Genomic DNA, 21081 nt, shown 5'->3' on the forward strand with positions numbered 1-21081 from the left:
GCGACACGTAGCTACGCCAGTTCGCGGAACACGGCGCTGAGGGCCTCGGTGTGCTCCGCGACGTCCCGGAGAGTACGGGCTTCGACCGTCAGGCGCGCGATCGGCTCGGTGCCGGATGGGCGCACGCAGAACCACCAGTCCGGGTAATCGACGCGGACGCCTTCGCACCCTGCCACGGCCCCGGGGGCGCACCGGCGCTCGACGGCGCCGTCGGCCTCGCAGGTGATCTCGACCGGCGCCGGCCCCCGGTCCAGGGCATGGAGCGCCACCCGGCGGCACACCGCCAGCGCCCGGTCCTGGTGGTCGAACCGGAAGACCGGCTCGCTGAATGCGCGCACCCAGGGCCCGGGAAGCGACTGCACGAACCGCCCCAGCCGGTCATCGCGCACCATGTGCAGCAGGTGCAGTGCGGTGATCAGGGAGCTGTCGCAGCAGAAGAAGTCGCGGTAGTAGTAGTGGCCCGCGTCCTCGCCGGCGAAGGTCACCTCGGGCCGTGCGCGCATGGCCGCCTTGATCTTCGCGTGGCCCACGGGCACCAGGACGGGTTCGGCGTCGCGGAACAAATCCAGGCACTTGCGGCTGGTCGACTGGCCCACGGCGAACGGCAGTCCGGGCACCGTCTCGCGCAGGCGGGCGGCCAGGGTCGCGATCACCTCGCTGCCGTCGACCACGTGCCCGTCTTTCAGCACGGCTACGACGCGGTCGGCGTCGCCGTCGAAGGCCAGCCCGAGGGCGGCATCGCCCTCGGTCACCGCCCGGACGAGGTCCTTCAGGTTCTCGCGGCGGGAGGGATCGGGGTGGTGCGCGGGGAAAGCGCCGTTCGGCTCGAAGTTCAGCGGGACGGTCCGGCACCCCAGGCGGCGGGCCAGACGTTCCCACAGCAGGCCGCCGACACCGTTGCCGGGGTCGACGGCGATGGGCACGTCCAGCACGTCCGGCCGGCCGACCAGGTCCAGCACGAAGTCCAGGTACTCCTCCTCGGCCGCCAGGCGCTTCAGAACACGTTCCTCGCCCCCACCGGCCACGGCCGGCGCACGGCCCATCGCCTCGCGGATGTCGGCGAGTCCGTTCAGTGCCCAGACGGGCTCGCCGCCGCGGCGGACGATCTTGAAGCCGTTGTACTGGGGGGGGTTATGACTGGCGGTAATCATCACGCCCAGGTCGAAGCCCTCGCCGTGTCCGCTGGTGGCGTAGTAGACGAGTTCGGTCGGGCAGAGCCCCAGCGAGGTCACCTCGGCGCCGGCCTCCCGCAGGCCGGCCGCCAGGGCCGCGCAGAGCGCCGGAGAGCTGATCCGCACGTCATGGCCGATGGCGAAGCGACGGCCGCCCAGCGCCCGCGGGAGCACCCGCCCCAGCAGGCGCGCGAAGGACTCGTTCAACTGGTCCGGGTACGTGCCCCGGATGTCATAGGACTTGAAGACGACGGCAGGCAGTTCGGGCACGGTCCTCTCCTGAGCTGGCGATGCAGGCGTATGATAGACGAAGGCGGGGAAAGCCACAAGCGGCCGGGCCGGCGGCCCGGCTCACGCCGGGGCGGCGCCGGTGCCTTCGTCCAGGCACGCGTTGAGCAGTTGCGAGAGGCGCGAGGCGATCTCCTCGAGCCGCGCCTCGGTGATGCCCGGGTTGACGACCTCGATGCGGCCGCCGTCGGATCGGCGCTGGAGCACCAGCGCCTCGGAGTCGGCCCGGCGGCTCACCTCGATGAGCTTCAGCTCCTTGCGGCGCATCAGGTAGAGGGCCAGCACGAAACGGAACGCGCGCTTCTGCTCGTCCTGCGCCCCGCTCAGGCGTTCGAAGAACTCCAGCATCACCGCGGTGTCCAGAACGGGCTTGCGCGCGGGCGCCGCGCGCCGTGTGCGCCAGAAGCAGAAGACGTCGGCCGGCGGCCCGGCCTCCCAGCAGTCGGCGCACAGGTCGCGCCTCTGGAGGTCGTCGCCACACTCGATCAGACAGGAGAACAGCAGGCGGTTCAGGGGGAAGGGCTTCCCGCACCCGCAGCAGCAGTCCGCGCCCTTGGTGATGTGCCAGGTGTCCGCCACGTGTCCCGCCCCTTACCCCGCCAGGTGACGCGCAACCTTCTCGGCCACGCTCCGGCGAACGCCGGCCGTCCGGCGCGTCAGATCATCCATCTCGCGGCAGGCGACCTCCGTCGCACCGTCGTCCTTCAGGTACTTCAGGTTCACCTCGACGTTCAGGCGGGCCGCCGCACATGCCGCCTCGGCCAGCACGGCGCTGACGCCGACGTCCGTGATCAGGTTCGGGTTGCCCGCGTCGGCCAGGCGGTCCGCCGCTTCGGCCACCCGCGCGCACTGCCGCATCACGTCCAGGGGAGCCTCCATCGCCCCTCGGAGCGCAGTCCGGATCGCCTCGCGCCGCGCGCCGCGTTCGGCCTGCGTGCCCTTCGGCATCCCGTAGGCGGCGTGGACGCGGCCGTAGGCGACGACGTCGCCGTCGACAAGCTCCAGGAGACGGTCCCGACAGGATCCCAGAACCTCGCACAGCGCGCGGGCTTCGTCGGCCGACCGCGCGCAGTCCGCCGACTGCGCGCAGTCCGCCGACTGCGTGCAGTCGGCCGACTGCGTGTAGTTCGCGGACATCTCGCCCATCGCCGCCGCCAGCGCCCCGGCCAGCGCGCTGACGCTGCCGCCGCCGGGCGTGGGCTTGCGGGCGGCCGCCTCTTCGACGTAGGCGCTGAGGGACCCCTGGCGGTACATGGGCATCACTCGAGGATCTGCACGCGGCTGCCGACGGTCATAAAGTCATACAGCTCGCCGACATCCAGGTTCTTCATGCGCAGGCAGCCGTTCGAACACTTCGTGCCGATGGACGTCTCGTCGTGCGTGCCGTGGATGCCCAGGCCGGTGGCGCCGGGCTCGTCCCGGAACCCGATCCAGCGGTCGCCGAGCAGATGGCCCTCCTGGCCGTATTCGACGATGCCGCCCTCGGGCTTGTACCACGTCGGCTCCACCAGCATATTGGCCACCTCGAACTCCCCGCACGGCGTCAGGTCCTCCCGCCCGATGCCCATGGGATATTCCTTCACGTAGACCCCGTTCATGAACAGCGCCAGACGGAACTCGCCCTTCCAGGCCACGACGCTCGCCGGGCCGGCGATGATCTTCAGGCGCTGCCCGGGCTTCACCCGGTCCGTCCGCATCCCGTTCAGGCGCTGGATCATGCGCCAGTGGACGCCGTACTTGCGGCCGATCGTCGTGAGGACCTGGCCGGCCTGCACTTCATGCACGATGGCTCCCTCGACCGAGCGCGGGGAGAACACCAGGTCGGCATTGATGCCGTCCAGCAGGGCGCGCAACCGCGCGGCCGCCTCGCCCCGCGAGTGGACGTACAGCTCGCTCAGCAGCGCGCGCGCTTCCAGGCGCCGGCCCTCCTGGAGCAGTCGAGCCGCCTGGTCGACCTGCGCGGCGAACTCCGCTCCCGGCAACTGCGACGGCCCACGCGCCGCAACCGGGAGGGATGCACCCGGGGGCGGAGCAGCCGCCCCGACCGAAACGGCCGGCTCGGCCGGAGTCGGCGCGGCAAGCCGCGTGCCGGCCGCCGCCACGGGCGCGGCTGCGGCCACGGGCGCGGCCGCGGCCGCAGCGGCCGGCGAAGGGGAGCCACTGTCGATGACGACCACGTCGTCGTCCCCGGATCCGACGCCCTGCGGAGCGGGTGCGTCGCCGTCGCGTCTCTTCGACACGATGATCCCCAGAAGAGCCGCCGCAACGATCAGGGCCACCAGCTTCTTCATCCTTCTCCCGCCCTCGCTGTGCCGACGTGTGGATGCGCGCCCTTCAGGTTACAGAAGGCGGGAATCGCGATGCAAGGCGCCCGGGACGGACGCCCGGGGGAACCCGCGCGCCCGTGCAGCACAAGTGATGATCGGCGGATGCTTTACAGTGATCCGAGCGACGTGGCCCGCCGCCCCGACGGGACGGAACCGCGGGAGGATTTTCGGCACGGGCGCCGGGGCCGCCGGCCTATGCGGCCTCCCGGTCCGCCGCCCGGGTGCGAACGCGCCGGAGCAGCCGGGCGACCATCCCGGCAAGCCCCAGGGCCACGAAGGCCGCGCCGGCCCCGATCAACACCCTGCTGACCATCGGCCTGCTCCCGCCCGACGACGCCTCGAGCCCCGGCAACGCGCTCAGGCGTTCGGCTGGCTCCTCACCTTCCGGATGATGGCGTCGGCCCTCGAGTCGGAATGGATGAAGTCCTCGGCCGACACCACAGTGTTCCCGCCGGCATCCTTGGCCTGGCGGAGTGCCCGGCCGGCCGCCTGGACGACGTCGTGCATCGTCTCGCCGTTCACGGGGTAGGCGGCCACACCGATGCTGACGTGCAGGGAGTCCACGACCTTCCCCCCCTCGGCCTGGCAGACGCATTCCTCGACGCTCACCCGCAATCGCTCGGCCGGGATATGCGCCTGGCGTCGGTCGGTCTGGGGCAGGACGGCCAGGAAGTCATCGCCGCCGATGCGCCCGAACACGTCACAGGAACGCAGTTGCCGGGCCATCGTCCCCGCCAGCGTCCTGAGCACGACATCCCCGGCCTGGTAGCCGTGGCCGGCATTCACCTTCCCGAAGCCGTCCAGGTTCACCCAGAGCACCGAGACAAAGTCCCCGTGACGGCGGGCGAGGTCCTCATGCTCGGCAAGGCGCATGTCCAGATAGCGGGAATTGAAGACGCCGGTCCCTGCGTCCAGGAGCGTCCGCCGCTCCATGGCCTCATTGACCACCCGCGGGGTCCTGCACCGCACGCAGAGCCCGTAGCCGCTGACGAGCAGCGACCACGCCGTCCCGGCCGGGAGCACGACGCGCGCCACTGCCGGCAGCGAGGACCACTGGGGGACAAGGTAGCCGAGCGCAACCATCAAAAGGATCGTCAGGCAGATGGAGCCGACGAAGATGATGCGCAACGGCCACTCGATCTGCTCGAACTCACATTCCGGCGATGCACCCATCGGCGATCTCCTTCGTGACACAGTCGGAGCGACCGAGAGCGTACCGCATGCTGCGGACAGCATGCAAGTGCGCGGAAAGACCTCAGAGCCACTTCATCCCGTGGATCGGCCAGAAGACGAAGAACGCCCGTCCGATGATGTTCGCCGCCGGCACTCCGGGACGCGGCCACATGCGGCTGTCGCTGCTGGCGGGGCTGTTGTCGCCCAGCACGAAGTACTCCCCGTCGCCCACCTCGTAGCCGTCCCGGCCCTCGGCATCACCGCCCATATTGCAGTAGTACACGTCGCGCTCGATGATGACGCGCTCCCAGGCGACCTGCGCGCCGCGGGCTCCGAACCGGACGGCCCGGCGACCGCCGGGCTCCCCGCGGTAGTCGAGGCGGAAGACCTCCCGGCCGTCCACGCACGCCACCAGGCGGTCGTCGTAGTTCTCCAGAACCACCCAGGTCGACCGTCCCGCCGCCAGCGGCTGGTATTCGCGCGTCGAGAGCACCTCCTCGCCGTCGCGAAGCACCGCACCCGGCTGCGTGCCGGCCCCCAGCGACAGGAGGAAGGACCGGCCCGCATCCTCGATCGCCAGCAGGACGGCGGCGTCCGCATCGGCTTCGAGGACCCTTACGCGCGCCCGGATGCGCACGTCCCCCACCTCGTAGCGCCCCGCCGCCCCGAGGGCGGACGGCGCGGCGTCGTAGCTGACCCCGTCGTACGCATAGTGGTCCTTGACGCGCCGGGCATACGCGGCCAGGGCGTCCCCGTGCCCGCGGGCGTCGACCGTCAACCGGCCGCTCTCCTCGTCCAGGCGCCAGGCGTCCGCCGCCCCGCCGAGGTCCCAGACCGGCTGCCCGGCCTCGCGGGGCACGAAGCGGGAGTCGAACACGGGCATCCACAGCGACGCCTGCACCTGCGGCGGCTTGCGCACGATCCGGCCGTCGGCATGCACGTCGCCGTCCCGCAGCTCGATCCTCTCGCCCGGCAGGCCCACCACGCGTTTGATGAAGTTCTTCGTGGACACATGCAGCCGGTCCGACCCGCAGTAGGGGCACAGAAGGCCCTCCAGGGACGTCACCGAGCCCGTCCAGTCGCAGTCGGCGCAGCGCGCTTCGTAGGCGGGGTAGAGGAACACCACCACCTCCCAGCGCCGCGGCGCACGGAGGTTGTAGACGAACTTGTTGACGAAGATGCGGGCGGCCCCGCGGGGGATGCGGTTGGCGGCGTCCGTGCCGGACAGCACGGTCCCGTCGGCGGCGTGGGCCGTGTTCCACAGCCAGGCGGGCCGCCGGAAGGCCAGGTTCTCCCCGCGTTCGTATACCGAAGCCCCCGGCCAGACGTGGCGGCAGTTCGGACACTCGACCTCGCCCTCGACGCTCTCCTTGTCGCGCCCGACCGACAGCGTCCAGCCGCAGTTCGGGCAGCGCATCTCCTTGTGCACGCCCACGAGCGTCGGCGCCATGCTGCCGTGCTGTATCCGGAAGGCCTCCACGACCAGTTGCCGCAGGACGAGCACGATCAGCAGAAGGGCCGCGATGTACTCCAGGTTGTCGCGCCAGGGCGTCCGCTCCACGGGCGGCCCGGACCGGAACGCTTGCCGACCGGCCGCTCCCTGAGGCTGTCTGGTCATCGCCGCCTCCTCCCCGTCCCCGTCGGGGGCCTGCATGGTCACGATTCCTCGCCCTCCAGGACCGCCATGAACGCCTGCTGCGGGATGAACACGTTGCCGACGGCCTTCATGCGCTTCTTGCCCGCCTTCTGCTGCTCCAGCAGCTTGCGCTTGCGGGTGATGTCGCCCCCGTAGCACTTGGCGGTCACGTCCTTGCGCAGGGCGCTGACGGTCTCGCGCGCGATCACCCGGCTGCCGATCGCCGCCTGGATCGGGATGACGAACTGGTGCCGGTCGATCTTCTTGCGCAGCAACTGCACGATGCGGCGGCCGCGCCGGTCCGCCTCGCTCCGGTGGCAGATGATCGAGAGCGCGTCCACCGGCCGCTTGTTCACCAGCACCTGCACCTTCACCAGATCGCTGGCCCGGTAGCCGACCACCTCGTAGTCCATCGTGCCGTAGCCGCGCGTGAACGACTTCAGCTTGTCGAAGAAGTCATAGACGACCTCCGCCAGGGGCATCTCGTACAAGATGCGCGCCCGCTGGTCGCCCAGGAACTCCGTGCGGCCCTTCTCCCCGCGACGCCGCTCGATCAGCTTCATCACGTTGCCCATGAACTGCACCGGCAGGATCAGGCTCACCTTCACCCAGGGCTCCCGCACCTCGGCCATCTCGTCGGGCTGCGGCATCCGTGCGGGCCGGTCGATCCGCTCCACGCGACCGTCCTTCCAGACGATCTCGTAGGTCACGTTCGGCGCCGTCTGAATGATCGCGATGTCGTTCTCCCGCTCCAGCCGCTCCTGCACGATCTCCATGTGCAGCAGGCCCAGGAACCCGCACCGGAACCCGAATCCCAGCGCCTCCGAGGTCTCCGCCTCGAACACGAACGACGAATCGTTCAGCGACAGCTTCTCCAGCGCCGAGCGGAGCGCGCCCAGGTCACCGCTCTCCTGCGGGTAGAGGCCGCAGAACACCATCGGCTTCGGCTCGCGGTAGCCGGGCAGCGGCTGCGGCGTCGGGCGGTCCCGCAGCGTGATCGTGTCGCCGATCCGCACGTCGCGGATGTTCTTGACCCCCGCCATCAGGTAGCCGACCTCCCCGCAGCCCAGCCGGTCCTGCGCCTCCATGGCGGGGCGGAAGATGCCCACCTCGGTCACCTCGCACTCGCGCCCCGATCCGACGAGGCGGATCACCTGCCCCGGCTCGATGCTCCCGTCCACCACCCGCACGAACAGCACCACGCCGCGGTACTCGTTGTAGAACGAGTCGAACACCAGCGCCCGCAGCGGCCCGTCCGCGTCGCCGCCCGGCGCGGGCACCCGCTGCACGATCGCCTCCAGAAGCTCCGTCACGCCCTGGCCCGTCTTGCCGCTCACGGCCAGGATCTCGTCCGGGTCGAACCCGAACGTCTGCTCCATCTCGTCCATCGTCTCGATCGGGCGCGCATCCGGCAGGTCGATCTTGGTCACGGCCGGGATGATCGTCAGCCCGTGGCTGAGCGCCAGGTCCAGGTTCGCCACCGTCTGCGCCTGGATCCCCTGGTTGGCGTCCACCAGCACCACGGCCCCCTCGCAGGCCCGCAGGCTGCGGGACACCTCGTAGCTGAAGTCCACGTGCCCGGGCGTGTCGATCAGGTTCAGTCGCCGCTGCGCCGAGCCGGACGGGTGGAACATCGTCACGCAGCTCGCCTTGATCGTGATGCCGCGCTCGCGTTCCAGGTCCATGTCGTCCAGCATCAGCTCATGGAACTCGCGGTCGGCCACCGCGTGCGTCAACTGCAGGAAGCGGTCGGCCAGCGTGGACTTCCCGTGGTCGATGTGGGCGACGATGCAGAAGTTGCGAATGCACTCGGGCATGAACGGGAGAACCACAAAAGGGACCATCAGCCGGCGCCGGCCGGCAGCCAGAGGGGGGCGTCCGCGTGTAGATGCAGCATATCAAATGTGCCCGCGGGCTTCAAGACGCGCGCCCCGCCGGCGGCTGTGTTTGACATCGCGCCCGGTTTGGGCTATATAGGAGACATGCGGGCACGCAGGCTCGCAGCCCATCGCGGTACCCCCTTAGCTCAGTCGGCAGAGCAGCGGATTCTTAATCCGCGAGTCCGGGGTTCGAGCCCCCGAGGGGGTACCAGCTAACTCCCGGCGCAGGCCGAGTTTAGGATCTGCGCCGTTTTCTCTCCCCCTGCCGCAACTGTCCCGCGATCCGATTCTGATACCTCCGCCAGGACCGCGCCGAACGGCAGCCGGCTCTGTGCATCGCGTAACGCTTCCGGCATGAGGCCCGTGTAGTGTTTGACCGTTGTGCCGATCGCGGTGCGCCCGGCGAGCTTCTGCGTCACTGCCGCACTCACGCCGGCCATCGCAAGCTGACCGACGAACGTACGCCGCAGGCCGTGGATCGTGCAGCGCTTCACCCCGGCCCTCTTGACCAGGCGCATGAAGCCACGGTGCACGTTGTTCCCCACCCACGCGCCCTCAGGCGAATGGCTCCGCTCCGGGCGCCGTTTCGTGACACCGCCCACTCGCTCCAACCCCAGCCACAAACACTTCCATCGGCCCCGCGCCTCTGGGACTGCCTCCCAGACATCGTTGCCCGGTCTCTTCCAGTCAGTCCCACTGCTGCCCAAGACACGCCGACGTCGGGCAGGCGGCAGCCACATCGTCGCCACGGATGCCGGGCCAGTGTTCGGTCCGTCACCTGGCTTCGGCAGCATAGAGCACCTCAGACCGGCCGGTCTTCGGTTCGAACATGCAGACCTCCTTCTCGCCACGCACGTAGACGATTTCTCCGTCAGTTCCGACCCAATCCAGCCACGTGGCCTCGGGAAACTCCAGCACCAGGGAACCTGCTGCTGCATCCCAGACAGTCGTTCTTCCGAACGTCCCGAAGGCCAACAGATCACCGGTTGGGGACCACCTGAGCGGCGGGATGCCGAAAGAAGCCAGCTTCGTTGGCGTCGTCGCGCCTGCAGGCAGGAGGTAGACGAACCCCGACCGGCCGCCTGTGAGAAAGGCGAGATCGCCACTGCTGCTCACTGCCAGCGCCGTCGCTTTCACGCCGCCAACCACGGGTGTGGTAGCCGCCGTCTCGACATCCAGTCTCCAGATGCCGTCAGAGTCTGCCATGTATCCCCTGGCATAGAGCAACTCGCTCCCCGCCTGACCCCATGCGTATGCACACCGGAAGACGTCCGCTGTGTCGGTCACGTATCTGAACGCACTTGCCGTCACGTCGATGACTGCGAGATCACGCCTCTCGGTGTAGTGGGCGATGAACCTCCCGTCAGGCGAGAACAGAGGATACTGAAGGATAGGGGATCCCCGGAGGCTCGCCAAACGCGTGAGCCGCCCATCGTCGGGATTCAGCCTCCACACTGCCCAATGGAGGCCCCCCGTGATGGATCGCGTCACGGCAGCGAAGACCACACCGGTGTCATCGGGGCACCAACTGAACCCCAGACCCAGGTCGATCATCACTGCCCCGTTCGGAAGATCGTACGTGGTCACCTCCTTGCTCTGCAGGGAGAGCACACACAACTGGTGGAGCTGGGATTCCGCGGCCGTCTCGCCTGCAGAACGCCGTTGGCGGAACACGACCCTGTCACCGGCGTGACTGGCGGTCAAGCCATCGATGCGAACGTCCGGGACCGCGTGCGCGACTCCCTGAACGGCCGTGAGCGCAACCACGACACTGAGGGCGAATGCTCGGACCTGACGCATCTGTGTCTCCTGAGGATGACAAGTAGACGCCTCGAACTCGCGCAACACCACCGTCCCCCCGCCAGAGCCAGGCTCAGCCAAGGGGGCAGAGTACACCTCTATGGCAACACCTCCGCTGCTACGACGTCTCGCGATTCATCACTGCATCGTCGTCTGCCGTGCTCACTGCCTCGCTGGCCCTGCGCAGCCGGCACTGCCTGCGTGGCGCCGATAGCGGCGCGAACACCTTGACCCCAGTTCAGAACACACAGCGCTTCACCTCGACCCTTCTGCCGAAGCCGACCGGCAGTCCTTCTCCACGCGCCCCGGCCCGGGCGTTTCGTGCACCTCGTAGGGTCAGTGATGCTCTCGGTCAGTTCGCTGTGGGCGCAATCAGTGCCCATCAGTGTCGATCTGTGGCTCGTTGGCCGTTGCCGCTGTCGTGCGTCCGGGTTCCGTCCAGCCCATAGCAGCCCGTTGAAGGAGTCCTCGTGTGTGGCACAGACGCCCTCTCCTGTGCGCTCTTGCCTGCAAGCAGGCCGTTCCAGATCTGGACCAACAGCCGACGGCGGCTGTTCCACACTTCTCCAACCGGCTCATGGGCGGCGGTATCCGTGCCCATCCGCCGTGATCCGTGTCCAACCTCGCCGCACTGAAGTCGTCCAGCCGCGCCGATCGACCCGCGTCGCCACGGTTTCGTCGTCGGTATGTTCCGGTTCGGAGACGGTCTCCTGAGCTTCGCCGCCATTATGCCCGCCTCAGGCCCCGTGTCAATCCCCCTTTTCGGCATCTTTCGGGCACGTGAACGCACACTGCTTGATCCCGGCCTGAAGCACGTCATAGTACAGTCAGGAAGGGATCGTGGAATCCGCGAGACGATCCGGACCTCCCCACCCGGTCGGCAGGGAATCTCCGGAGGATGCCTTAGACGGTGCAAGCCGGCGCCGGCGATGGAACCGCCCGGAGGGCAGAGCCTGTGGAGCGGTGACGAGGGGAACGGGCCCGAGGGCGTCCGGCACGGCGGCCGTCGAGGAGAGGGTGCGGCTACTCGCCGTCCTGGTGGTTCTCCAGCAGCGTGGGCAGGGCGGCCTGGGCCTGGTTCTGCATGCTCTTGCCGACCTTGAAGCAGACGACGGCCTTGGCGGGAACGTGCACGACCTCGTCGGTGCGCGGGTTCCTCGCCTTGCGGGCCGGCTGGAGCCGCGTGTCCAGGACGCCGAAGTTCCGGAACTCCATGCGGTTCCCCTTGGCAAGCTCGGCGATCACCTCGTCCAGGAACATCTGGATGATCTCTTTCGTCATGACTTGGGGATACCCCGTGCATTTGGCGATTCGCTCGCAGAGTTCCCGCTTCGTCACGGTTCGATTGGTCACCGCTGATGCCCCTTTCGACACGCCGCCGTCACGGCTGCTGGAAACCTGTGTGCAGGCTGGGTTTGAAGCAATCGGAGTCGAATTCTATGCGAACCGCTCTGCCTTGTCAAGGAGAATCCCCCGCCCCGGCGGCGGCGACGCGCGTCGCTACTTGTTAATCCTGAACCGCTTACGTCATCGCCCCTCGATGCCACCCCCCCGCCGGCGAGCTTGCATCGGTACGCGGGCCCGGGTAACCTGAATGGAACCTGTGAGGCCCGTCCGAGCCGCGCCCACCCACGCCAGAGAGGCCGCAGACGGCATGATGGCCGTCCTGTTCCAGAACGTGCACCTGACCGATCCGGCCGCCGGCGTCGACGGCACGCGCGACGTGCTCGTCGTCGGCGACCGCGTCCGTTGCGTCGGAGACGCCGCCCAGGTGCGGCGCGCCCTGGCCGAGGCCGCCGTCGCGCAGTGCACCACGGTGCACGGCGCAGGCCTCTGGCTCTGGCCCGGCCTCGTGGACGCGCACGTGCACCTCCGCGAGCCGGGCTTCACACCCAAGGAGACCATCCGCACCGGCACGGCGGCGGCCGCCGCCGGCGGCTTCACAACCGTGGTCTGCGAGCCGAACACCGACCCCCCGCCCGACACGGCGGAGCGCGTCCGGGCGCTGCGCGCCCGCATCGCCCGCGACGCCGCCGTCCGCGTGCGGGTCAAGGCCGCGATGACGCGCGACCGGCTCGGCCGGGAGCCGGTGGACATCGCCGCGCTGGCCGCCGAGCCGGACGTCGTGGCGTTCAGCGACGACGGCGACCCGATCGTGCCGGCCGCTCTGATGGCCGAACTCTGCCGCCGGGCCGCCGCATGCGGCGCCCTGCTCTCGCCCCACTGCGAGGACTCGCCGCGCGCCCTGCAGGCCTTCGGCGACGGCGCCGAGCCGGGCTTCGCCCCCCGGGAACCCTATGCGAACGAGGCGCTCTACGTCGGACGCGACCTGGCGCTGGCCGTCCGGGCCGGCTGCCGGATCCACTTCTCGCACGTCAGTCTGGCCGAGACGGTCCGGGCCGTCGCCGCCGCAAGGCCCTCGGCCCCGGGCCGCACGGTAACCTGCGAGGCGACACCCCACCACCTGCTCCTCTGCCGCCAGGACTACGCGCCGGGGCAGGCCCCGGGCGTCAACCCGCCCATCCGGACGGCCGAGGACCGCGACGCCCTGCGCCGGGCGCTTCTGGACGGCTCGGTGGACTGCATCGCCACCGACCACGCGCCCCACACGGCCCAGGACAAGGCCGCCGGGGCGAGCGGGCTGGTCGGGCTGGAGACCGCGCTGGGCCTGGTTCTGACCCATCTGATCGGCCCACAAGGGCTTACGCCGGCCGATGCGGTGCGCCGGATGAGCCTGGAGCCGGCCCGCATCTTCCGCCTGCCGGCCGGCACACTGGCCCCCGGAAGCCCGGCAGACATGGTGCTGATCGATCCCGCACGCCGGTGGACCGTGCGGCCTGAGGACTTCCGCTCGAAATCCCGTAATACCCCCTTCGCCGGCCGGCAGATGAAGGGGCGGGCCGTCGCCACCTACGTCGGCGGCCGACCGGCCTGGGCCGACCCCTCCTTCGGGGAGCGCATGGCGGAGGACCGCCCGTGATCGTCTACGTGCACGGCCCCAGCCTGGTGCAGTACCTGGCGCAGAAGGAAGACCCCCTGGTGAGCGAGGGCGACCGCGACCGCACGCACGACAACGTGATCCTCTGGCTGGGCCGCTACTGCGAGGTGAGCGACTGCCGGGCCGTCGTCGTCTTCGATGACCTGCCGCCGGACGACGTGCGCACGCCCGTCGAGCGCCGCGGCCGCGTGCGCGTGCTGAACCTGCCCCACGGCGGCGACGCGATGCGGGAGATCGGCGGACCGGCCAACCGCTCGTCGGCCGAGGAACGCACCCTGGTGGTCACCGACGACCACCGGTTGCGCTCCGCGCTGGAGCGCGGCGCCGCCACGGTGCTCTCGCCGGGCCAGTTCGTGACGCGGGCCCGCCAGTCCATGCGCCCCGAGGACGAGATGAAGCCGGACGAGCCGGACGAGAAGTTCGCCGGCCTGACGGACGAGGAGGTTCAGTTCTGGCTCCGCTACTTCGAGAACGAACGGTGAGCGCACCGGCGACACAGCCGCCCGCACCCGCGCCCGCACGCGCACGCGTGCGCCGGGCCCGGCTGATCCCGGCGCTGGCCGTCACCGCGTTCTGTGCGGTCATGTGGGGGCTCCTCATCCGCGTGAACCTCCGCCGGCCGTCCCCCGCGGACCCCGGGGCGGCCTACGCCAACCTGCTGGCGCCCGGCCAGGACGAGCGCACGGCCGAATGGGGCCTCTTCCTGGGACCGCAGCGCGTCGGCGGCTCGACGATGCGCGTGCAGCGCAACAGCGACGGCACGCTGGCCCTCCGGACGGTCGTTCGCGTGGACCCCGGGGCCGCCGGACGCCTTGCCGCCGGCCTGACGGGGACCCTCCAGGTCGAGTTCCGCTCCATCATCTCGCCCCTGCGCGGACTCCTGTCCTGGCAGATCGAATCGGAGGCGCTGTCCACGTCGCTGCTCGGCGCCGTGCGCGACGGACGCATGATGATCCGCGGCAACCTGCAGGGCGTGCCCGTCCGCAGCGAGATTCCCTTCGACCCGCACGGCCTGCTCTCGGAGGCGTTCTCGCCGCTGACCGCCGTGCCCGCCTCCCTGTCCGGACAGAAGGTCGGACAGAGCTGGTCGGCGGCGATGGTGAACCCCCTGACGGGCACCCTCCAGGACGTGACCCTGCGCATCGCCGCCGTCCGCCGCGTGCCCTTCGGCGAGCAGACGGCCCTCGCCTACGAGCTGGCGTTCACCGGCCCGGCCGGCCGGTGGACGTCCTGGGTGACCGAGAGCGGGCAGGTGCTCATACAGGGCACCCCCTTCGGGCTGACGCTGCGGCGCGAAGACCTGACGCCGGAAGCGCTGCGCGCGCTGACGCCACAGGACGCGCCGCCCGTCGGCCCCGGGCGGGACGCCCGGGGCTGCCCGGTGGAACACGGGTCCGGCCCGGGCCGGACGAACTCTCACAGCCTGTTGTGCCCATTGGAGGGATTGAGATGGCCGGCATTCAACTCGCACTGCAGATGTACACCGTCCGCGACCACCTGAAGGATGACTACGCGGGGACGCTCCACACGGTCAGGGAGATCGGCTACGACCGCGTCGAGACCTCGCCGGGCCCCGGAGACGCCGCCGAGATGAAGCGGCTCCACGACGACGCCGGCCTGACGATCGTCGGGCTGCACGTCGGCCTGGACCTGCTGGAGGGCGACATCGACCGCTGGATCGACTACGCGCAGGCCGTCGGCAACGCCGACCTCGTCTGCCCGTGGCTGCCGGCCGACCGCCGCGGCGGCGAGCAGGACTGGCTGGCCCTGGCCGCGCTGCTCGAGCGCCTGGGCGCGCGCTGCACGCAGGCCGGCCTGCGCCTGGCCTACCACAACCACAGCTTCGAGTTCGTCCGGTTCGGCGACCGATACGCCCTGGACCTGCTCTACGAGGAGACGACCCCGCAGAACGTCCGCTGCGAGCTGGACACCTACTGGGTCAAGCACGGCGGCGAGGACCCGGCCGACTACATCCGGCGGTACGCCGGCCGCGGGCCGCTGCTCCACATCAAGGACATGGCGGCCGATGAGGGCCGCTCGTTCGCCGAGGTCGGCCGCGGCATCCTGGACTGGCCGGCCATCCGCCGGGCGGCGCTGGAGTCGGGCGTGGAGTGCTGCGTCGTGGAGCAGGACCGGTGCGCCGGCGATTCCTTTGCCAGCGCGCGCATCAGCTTCGAGTACGCGGCGGAGCTTCTGAACCGGGAGTAGCCGGCGGCGCACAATCGGCGGGGCGCACGAGCAGGAACGCCTCGGGGTTCTTGCTCTTGCGCTCGTGGGGAAGGCGCACGACCTCGGCCACCGGCAGCCCTTCGGCGGCCAGGCCGGCCAGCGTCGCCTCCAGAACCTCCTCGAAGCGCGCCGGGTCCAGCCGGCCCCTTCGTACATGCTCCCGCCCGGACTCGTACTGCGGCTTGAACAGCGACAGGATCAGCCCCCCGGGACGCACCCGGCGCAGCGCGCTCGGCACGATGTGCCGCTGGCGCGTCCAGGCCACGTCCGCCGTCACGACGTCGACCGGCTCGGGCAGCTCGACATGCATGGCGTTCGTCCGCTCCATGACGACCACGCGCCCGTCCTGCCGCAGCGTCCATGCCAGCATCCCGTAGCCGGTGTCGACCGCGTAGACGCGCGCGGCGCCCTCCTGCAGCATGCAGTCGGTGAAGCCGCCCGTGCTGCACCCGAAGTCGGCACACACCCGCCCGGCCAGGTCCAGGCCGAGCCGATCGAGGGCGAACTTGAGCTTCGCGCCGCCCCGGCTCACGTAGGCGCCCCGCTCGCTGATGGCCGCCTCCCCTGAAGAGGTCTTCCTGTGCGGCACAGGCGCCCGCCGCCGCGGGTGGCTGTGCCACCCCCCTTGAACGGACTGCTAAGTCGCCCGGTCCGCCATGTAGCGGGCCAGTTGCCCGAAGAACTCGCGGTCCGCGACCGGGATGCGCTCGATGCTCGCATACGCGCGCTGCACGAGTTCGTCGGCGGTGCGCGCGGCGAACTCCAGCGATCCGCACCGCTCATACAGGTCCCGCACCCAGGCCACGTCGTCGTCGGTCGTCTCGGCACGGTCGCGACGCATGATCTCCACCAGGCGCCGGCGGTCCGGCGCCGAGGCGGCCCCGAGCGCGTGCGCGTAGAGGATGCTCGGCTTGCCCTCGCGCACGTCGTTGCCCACGACGCCGCCGCGCCCCTTGCCGGCCGTCAGGTCGATGGCGTCGTCGCGGATCTGGAAGGCCGGCCCCATGCTCTCGCCCAGCTCCTCGATGGGCCGCACGGCCTCGGGCTCCAGGCCGGCCACGATGGCGCCGCCGACCATCCCGAGCGCCAGGTAGCGCCCCGTCTTCAGCGTCACCATGCGCAGGTAGTCGTCCACGGTCAGGTCCTCGCGCCCGCGGTCGCTCATGTCCAGCGCCTGACCGCGGCACGTGGACGCGTAGGCGTCCGCGAAGGCGTCCGCCAGCCGCACGCGCGTCGCGTCCGGCACGGGGCTGCTCAGCACGGCCCGGCACGCCACGGCCAGCATGTAGTCGCCCACGTTGACGGCATGGCCGACTCCGTAGCGCACCCACAGGGCCTGGCGGTTGCGCCGCACCGTGTCGCCGTCCTCCAGGTCGTCGTGCACGAGCAGCATGTTGTGCAGTATCTCGACGGCCGCCGCGAACGGCAGCGCGTCGTCGGGCCGGCCGCCGAGCTGCTCGCACGCCAGCAGGCAGATGGCCGGGCGGATCCGCTTCCCGCCGCCCTCCATGTGGTACCACACGGCTTCTGACAGCACGTCGCCGCCCTGCCGGGGAAACAGCTGCTCCAGAACGGGATCGATGCGCGCCGCCGCCTGCGCCAACTGCTCGTCCAGCTCCCGGCCTTTCCTCGCGTCGGCGTCCGCCATGTCGGCTCTCCCTTCAGAGTCCAAACACGCCCGTCAGCGCCTCGACCACGCCGTGTTCGTCGTTGCTGCCCGTGACGGCGTCCGCTTCGGCCTTCACGGACGGCGGCGCGTTGCCCATGGCGAACGACAGCCCGGCCGCCCGCAGCATGGGCACGTCGTTGACGTCGTCGCCGATGGCGACCACATCGGCCGGCCCCATGCCCCAGCGCTCCAGGAGCCAGGCCAGGCTCAGCCACTTGGTGGCGCCCGGGTCGTGCACCTCCAGGGCCGTCTGCGTCGGGCCGTAGCGCGGTAGTCCCAGCGCGTTGGCAATGGCCGCCTCGCCCAGGGCCTCGCGCAGGGCGGCCAGCCCCTGCTCGATGGGCCCGCGCTCGTCGACCGCATAGCACACGAGCGGCGGCTCATCTCCGTCCGGGAACTCGCCCGCGTACCACTCCCAGCCCGGCGCGTGCGCGGCGGCGTAGGGAAGCCTCCCCACCAGGGGCCGATCGCGCTCCGCCACCAGCAGGTCCGGCTTCTCCGCCGGGCGGTCGTACAGCACCATGGGGAGCAGGCCGTTCCGGCGCATCACGCGCACCGCCTCCTGCGCCGTCCGGCGCGGCATCGGCACCGCGCGGAGCGTGCGGCCCGTGTCGGCGTCCTTGATCAGCGCCCCGCCGCTGCAGACGACGATCGGGTGCCCGTGCTCGAGCGTCCGGAGCACCGGCAGAGCCCCGCTCCAGCGGCGGCCCGTGCACAGCACGGCCCGCACGGACCGCGCCGACAGGCGCGCCAGCACGGCCTTCAACTCGTCGGTCACACGCTGGCGGCTGTCCAGGATCGTGCCGTCGATGTCCAGAGCCACAACGCGGTATGGTGGCACGTCGCCCGCCACGCAGAACACCTCCGATCGAGGGGCGAAAACCCCACGTTACCGCATGGCGAACGGCGTTTCAACGACCGCGCACCGGCGCGTTGACGCCGCCCGGAGGGCCCGTTACGATAGTGCACGGAGAGGTGTCCGAGAGGCCGATGGAGCGCGGTTGGAAACCGCGTGTTCGGATACAAGTCCGGACCGGGGGTTCGAATCCCCCCCTCTCCGCCACCCCATCGCCCGGCTACCCCGCCGGCACCAGCAGGCGCCCGTCGCGCGCGGGGATCGTGAACTCCCTGCCGACCGTGCCTGTGCTGACGTCCCGGTGGTCCGTCTCCAGTGCGAACGTCGCCGCCTCGGCGGTGGGGTTGACGACCGCCACGCCACCCTCGAACGCCCGCTTCCAGGCGCCGCTGTCGCAGGCCAGCGCCGGCCCCAGCGCCCGGCCCAGGGGGACGTCGAACTCCGGGAACCAGGGTTCCTCCCGCCCCTTGCGCACGAAGGCGAAGCAGCCATCGCCCATCAGCGTGGCCGCCAGGCCGAACCGCATCCGCTCCAGGGCCCGCTCCTCGGTCTCCGGCGGGGCCGCCGAGTCGGGCACCGAGATCCACATGGTCGTGTTCGGCCGGTGCGGCGCCTCGGTCCAGAGGAGGTACCGCTGCAGCTCGTACTCCCAGCGCGCGTTCCCCCGCCGCAGCTCCAGCAGCGGGGTCCCCGTGGTCCAGCCGTTGAAGTCCTCGTAGATGAAGTCCGTCTGCGGCGTGCCGCCGGCCACGATGACGGCGTCATGGCCCAGACGCTCGCGGACATCGGCGCAGAGCTGCCGCTTCGCATCCTGCCAGAGGAAGCGCAGGTCCGCCGGATCGTCCGCGATCCCGTCGCCGTCGGCGTCGGCGGTGTAGCCGGGCGCGATCCGGCTCAGCGTCCAGTCGGGAAACGCCGGCCCCATGCCGCCCAGCAGCACGCCGTCATACCCCTGGCCCTGCACGCCCTCGACGCACTGCCCGGCCAGCCACTCCAGCACCCCCTGCTCCCGAAGGTTGAGCTGAAACGTGCCGGGGGCCGTGCCCGGCAGCCGGCGGCCGGCCACGTCCGGCAGCCAGGCGTCGTCCGGGGGCTTGTGCCATCGGACGCCCTCCGGCACCGTCGACGCCTCGGCGTGCGCGACCTCGGCCTGCACCGACGGGCCGATGATGACGATGCGCGGGTTGGCCTGCCGGATCCTGTCCAGCTTCTCGCGCAGAACGGGCCACGACGCCTCGGCGGACCAGGGGCCGCGCACGGTGAGGATCAGGTCGTAGCGCGCCAGCTCCTGGAGCGTCACCGCCTTGCCCGTCCGGTAGGTGTCCTTGCCCTCCCCGGGGTGCAGAATCACGCCGTTGGCCAGCCCGATCCGCGGAAACCTGTACTCCGGCCCGCCCCCGGGCGCGGCCGCCCGGACGGACGCGCCGGCCAACAACCCCACCGCCAGAAACCACAGGACAACCCTCCGGATGCGCGTCATGATCAGCTCCCTTCGCGTGCAAAACGGCCCGGCCGCTGCCCCCCCCCTGCAGAGGGTACCCGATGATCGGGCCCTCCGCGCGCACCACGCGCCCATATCCTGCCCAATCGCGCCGGCATCTTCAAGCGATTTGCGGGCGCGACCCGGGTGCGCGCCTTGCGCCCCCGGCCACCCGCAGTTAGCATCAGGCCCGATGGCCCTTTGCGACACCAGTCCGACGCCAAGCCGACGGGCGGCCTCCGTCCGTGTACGTCCGTGGCCCCTTGCGACACCAGCCCGACGCCAAGCCGACGGCCGGCCTCCGTCCGTGTACGTCCGTGTACGTCCGTGTCCGTCCGTGTCAGTCCGTGTCCGTCCGTGTCCGTTTTCCTGCCGAAGGAGCCTGCCGTGAACGCATATGACTACTGCAAGCACATCGTCGAGACCTGGCCGAACCGCTGGACCGGCTCGCCCGGCGAGAAGGCATCCGGCGACTGGATCGAGCGGCAACTGGCCCACATGGGCTACGAGACGCGCCAGCCCCGCTTCCCCTGCCCCGGCTGGGAATACGAGGGCGAAGAACTCTACCTGGAAGGCCGCCGCCTGGACGCCGGCGCGCAGTTCTTCAGCGTCGGCTGCGACGTAACCGGCCCGCTGGCGGCCATCACGCCCGACCGCAAAGGCGGCTTCACCGGCGAGGTGCAGGGTCGGATCGCCATCCTCAAGGAGACCGACACGGGCGAGGTCGACGACCGCAACTCGATCCTGATGAACCTCCAGAAGGCCGGCGCCCTCGCCGCGATCATGGAGTCCGAGTACCCCGACACCTACTCCACGAAGATGTTCCGCACACCGGAGTCGACCCTGCCGGCCGCCGGCGTGAGCGGCGAGGTGGGCCGGATGCTCTTCGCGTCGCTGGGCAAGGAGGCGCACCTGGTCATCCGCGCCCGGCAGACGCAGAGCACCACCTCGAACGTCATCGGCGAGCAGGGCCCGGCCGACGGGCCCGTGTTCCTCATCTGCGCCCACCACGAGGCGGCCCCCGCCTCGCCCGGCGCCTACGACAACGCCGCCGGCGTCGGCGTCTTCCTGGAGATGGCCGAACGGCTGGCCGACGTCGCATCCGGCGCGCGGCTCCGGTTCGTGGCCTGGGGCGGGCACGAGTTCGGCGTGTTCGGCTCGAAGTGGTACGTGGAGAACTGCCCGGACGAGGCAAAGGCGGTCAGGCATCTGCTCGTCTTCGACGGGGTCGGCGCAAAGGACTCCGACCCGCGCATCGCCGTCAACGGAGGCGAGCGGCTCGTGACGCAACTGCGGACATACGCCGAGGGACGCGACGACCTGGTGGTGCGCGAACAGGCGGGCGGCGGCGGCGACGGGCTCTACTTCGTCCGCGCCGGCGTGGAGACAGTGTGGGTGCACGCGACGAAGCGGCGCCCTGCCGCCCCCGACGGGCAACGCGTCGTGGCCGGCGGGCTCGCCGCGCCGTTCCACAGCCCGATCGACGACATGCGCTGGATCACCCGCGAGGCCATGGCGCGCGAGGTGGGCATCGGCATGGACATCGTGTCGGAGTGGATCCGGGGCGCCTGAC

Annotated in this window: 19 protein-coding genes and 2 tRNA genes; 7 read left to right on the top strand and 14 right to left on the bottom strand. The window is 70.6% G+C overall.

The window, feature by feature from the left end; all coding sequences use genetic code 11:
• Positions 1-11 precede the first annotated feature (11 nt).
• The 7 genes from GXY85_03075 to lepA form a co-directional block, all read right to left on the bottom strand.
• Positions 12-1442, bottom strand: a complete 1431-nt coding sequence (locus GXY85_03075) for a hypothetical protein (protein NLW49812.1) — start codon at positions 1440-1442, stop codon at positions 12-14.
• 81 nt (positions 1443-1523) lie between these two features.
• Positions 1524-2039, bottom strand: coding sequence for a hypothetical protein (locus tag GXY85_03080; protein ID NLW49813.1), 516 nt, complete (start codon positions 2037-2039; stop codon positions 1524-1526).
• Positions 2040-2051: 12 nt separating this feature from the next.
• Entirely contained in the window at positions 2052-2720 is a 669-nt protein-coding gene (locus GXY85_03085; protein NLW49814.1) for a cyclodeaminase/cyclohydrolase family protein, read from the bottom strand.
• Entirely contained in the window at positions 2720-3751 is a 1032-nt protein-coding gene (locus GXY85_03090) for a L,D-transpeptidase family protein (protein NLW49815.1), read from the bottom strand. The genes GXY85_03085 and GXY85_03090 overlap by 1 nt, the downstream gene beginning before the upstream one ends.
• 393 nt (positions 3752-4144) lie before the next feature.
• A complete protein-coding gene (locus GXY85_03095; protein NLW49816.1) occupies positions 4145-4960 on the bottom strand; it encodes a GGDEF domain-containing protein in 816 nt (271 codons plus the stop codon).
• Between the two features lie 82 nt (positions 4961-5042).
• Positions 5043-6578, bottom strand: a complete 1536-nt coding sequence (locus tag GXY85_03100) for a hypothetical protein (protein NLW49817.1) — start codon at positions 6576-6578, stop codon at positions 5043-5045.
• A 38-nt stretch (positions 6579-6616) separates the two neighbouring features.
• Positions 6617-8413 carry an elongation factor 4 gene (lepA, locus tag GXY85_03105; GenBank protein NLW49818.1) on the bottom strand — a complete coding sequence of 599 codons (1797 nt, stop codon included), beginning with the start codon at positions 8411-8413 and terminating at the stop codon, positions 6617-6619.
• A gap of 198 nt (positions 8414-8611) precedes the next feature.
• Here lepA and GXY85_03110 point away from each other — a divergent pair.
• Positions 8612-8687 (top strand) — tRNA-Lys (locus GXY85_03110).
• Position 8688: 1 nt separating this feature from the next.
• Here the strand turns inward: GXY85_03110 and GXY85_03115 are convergent.
• The 3 genes from GXY85_03115 to GXY85_03125 all read right to left on the bottom strand — a co-directional run bounded on the left by GXY85_03115 (position 8689) and on the right by GXY85_03125 (position 11629).
• Positions 8689-9021: a tyrosine-type recombinase/integrase gene (locus GXY85_03115; protein NLW49819.1), complete on the bottom strand. Its 333-nt coding sequence runs from the start codon at positions 9019-9021 to the stop codon at positions 8689-8691.
• Positions 9022-9250: 229 nt separating this feature from the next.
• On the bottom strand, positions 9251-10276 hold the full coding sequence (locus GXY85_03120) for a hypothetical protein (protein ID NLW49820.1): 1026 nt from the start codon (positions 10274-10276) through the stop codon (positions 9251-9253).
• A gap of 1023 nt (positions 10277-11299) precedes the next feature.
• The gene (locus GXY85_03125) at positions 11300-11629 is read right to left on the bottom strand and encodes an integration host factor subunit beta (GenBank protein ID NLW49821.1); all 330 of its coding nucleotides are present in this window, start codon (positions 11627-11629) and stop codon (positions 11300-11302) included.
• 241 nt (positions 11630-11870) lie between these two features.
• Between GXY85_03125 and GXY85_03130 the strand changes: the two genes are divergently transcribed.
• The 4 genes from GXY85_03130 to GXY85_03145 are packed head-to-tail and all read left to right on the top strand — an operon-like array spanning position 11871 to position 15482.
• Positions 11871-13256 carry a dihydroorotase gene (locus GXY85_03130; protein NLW49822.1) on the top strand — a complete coding sequence of 462 codons (1386 nt, stop codon included), beginning with the start codon at positions 11871-11873 and terminating at the stop codon, positions 13254-13256.
• Entirely contained in the window at positions 13253-13756 is a 504-nt protein-coding gene (locus GXY85_03135) for a hypothetical protein (GenBank protein ID NLW49823.1), read from the top strand. The genes GXY85_03130 and GXY85_03135 overlap by 4 nt, the downstream gene beginning before the upstream one ends.
• Positions 13753-14775, top strand: a complete 1023-nt coding sequence (locus GXY85_03140) for a hypothetical protein (protein NLW49824.1) — start codon at positions 13753-13755, stop codon at positions 14773-14775. Before GXY85_03135 ends, GXY85_03140 begins: the two co-directional genes overlap by 4 nt.
• Complete coding sequence (locus tag GXY85_03145) at positions 14724-15482, top strand: sugar phosphate isomerase/epimerase (protein ID NLW49825.1); 759 nt, start codon at positions 14724-14726, stop codon at positions 15480-15482. Before GXY85_03140 ends, GXY85_03145 begins: the two co-directional genes overlap by 52 nt.
• Here the strand turns inward: GXY85_03145 and GXY85_03150 are convergent.
• Genes GXY85_03150 through GXY85_03160 form a run of 3 tightly spaced genes read right to left on the bottom strand, consistent with a single transcriptional unit; the run spans position 15442 to position 18025 of the window.
• Positions 15442-16092 (bottom strand): methyltransferase domain-containing protein, encoded by a 651-nt coding sequence (locus tag GXY85_03150; GenBank protein ID NLW49826.1) that lies wholly within the window; start codon positions 16090-16092, stop codon positions 15442-15444. The two genes, GXY85_03145 and GXY85_03150, sit on opposite strands and share 41 nt — an antisense overlap.
• A gap of 48 nt (positions 16093-16140) precedes the next feature.
• Positions 16141-17151, bottom strand: coding sequence for a polyprenyl synthetase family protein (locus GXY85_03155; GenBank protein ID NLW49827.1), 1011 nt, complete (start codon positions 17149-17151; stop codon positions 16141-16143).
• 13 nt (positions 17152-17164) lie between these two features.
• On the bottom strand, positions 17165-18025 hold the full coding sequence (locus GXY85_03160) for an HAD family phosphatase (protein ID NLW49828.1): 861 nt from the start codon (positions 18023-18025) through the stop codon (positions 17165-17167).
• A 116-nt stretch (positions 18026-18141) separates the two neighbouring features.
• Here GXY85_03160 and GXY85_03165 point away from each other — a divergent pair.
• Positions 18142-18235, top strand: a tRNA-Ser gene (locus tag GXY85_03165).
• Between the two features lie 13 nt (positions 18236-18248).
• On the opposite strand, the gene GXY85_03170 is transcribed toward GXY85_03165, so the two are convergent.
• Positions 18249-19508: a hypothetical protein gene (locus GXY85_03170; GenBank protein NLW49829.1), complete on the bottom strand. Its 1260-nt coding sequence runs from the start codon at positions 19506-19508 to the stop codon at positions 18249-18251.
• Positions 19509-19895: 387 nt separating this feature from the next.
• On the opposite strand from GXY85_03170, the gene GXY85_03175 reads away from it, so the two are divergent.
• Positions 19896-21080 (top strand): M28 family peptidase, encoded by a 1185-nt coding sequence (locus GXY85_03175; protein NLW49830.1) that lies wholly within the window; start codon positions 19896-19898, stop codon positions 21078-21080.
• Position 21081: the final 1 nt, after the last annotated feature.

This window comes from Candidatus Brocadiaceae bacterium, from assembly GCA_012728835.1.
Lineage (GTDB): Bacteria > Planctomycetota > Brocadiia > SM23-32 > SM23-32 > JAAYEJ01.

What these genes read in the sequence shown, in the direction of transcription:
- GXY85_03085 (NLW49814.1), bottom strand. Translation starts at nt 2,720, where the DNA reads ATGCCCATGTACCGCCAGGGGTCCCTCAGCGCCTACGTCGAAGAGGCG.
- GXY85_03090 (NLW49815.1), bottom strand. Translation starts at nt 3,751, where the DNA reads ATGAAGAAGCTGGTGGCCCTGATCGTTGCGGCGGCTCTTCTGGGGATC.
- GXY85_03095 (NLW49816.1), bottom strand. Translation starts at nt 4,960, where the DNA reads ATGGGTGCATCGCCGGAATGTGAGTTCGAGCAGATCGAGTGGCCGTTG.
- GXY85_03100 (NLW49817.1), bottom strand. Translation starts at nt 6,578, where the DNA reads ATGACCAGACAGCCTCAGGGAGCGGCCGGTCGGCAAGCGTTCCGGTCC.
- lepA (NLW49818.1), bottom strand. Translation starts at nt 8,413, where the DNA reads ATGCCCGAGTGCATTCGCAACTTCTGCATCGTCGCCCACATCGACCAC.
- GXY85_03120 (NLW49820.1), bottom strand. Translation starts at nt 10,276, where the DNA reads ATGCGTCAGGTCCGAGCATTCGCCCTCAGTGTCGTGGTTGCGCTCACG.
- GXY85_03130 (NLW49822.1), top strand. Translation starts at nt 11,871, where the DNA reads ATGGAACCTGTGAGGCCCGTCCGAGCCGCGCCCACCCACGCCAGAGAG.
- GXY85_03145 (NLW49825.1), top strand. Translation starts at nt 14,724, where the DNA reads ATGGCCGGCATTCAACTCGCACTGCAGATGTACACCGTCCGCGACCAC.
- GXY85_03155 (NLW49827.1), bottom strand. Translation starts at nt 17,151, where the DNA reads ATGGCGGACGCCGACGCGAGGAAAGGCCGGGAGCTGGACGAGCAGTTG.
- GXY85_03170 (NLW49829.1), bottom strand. Translation starts at nt 19,508, where the DNA reads ATGACGCGCATCCGGAGGGTTGTCCTGTGGTTTCTGGCGGTGGGGTTG.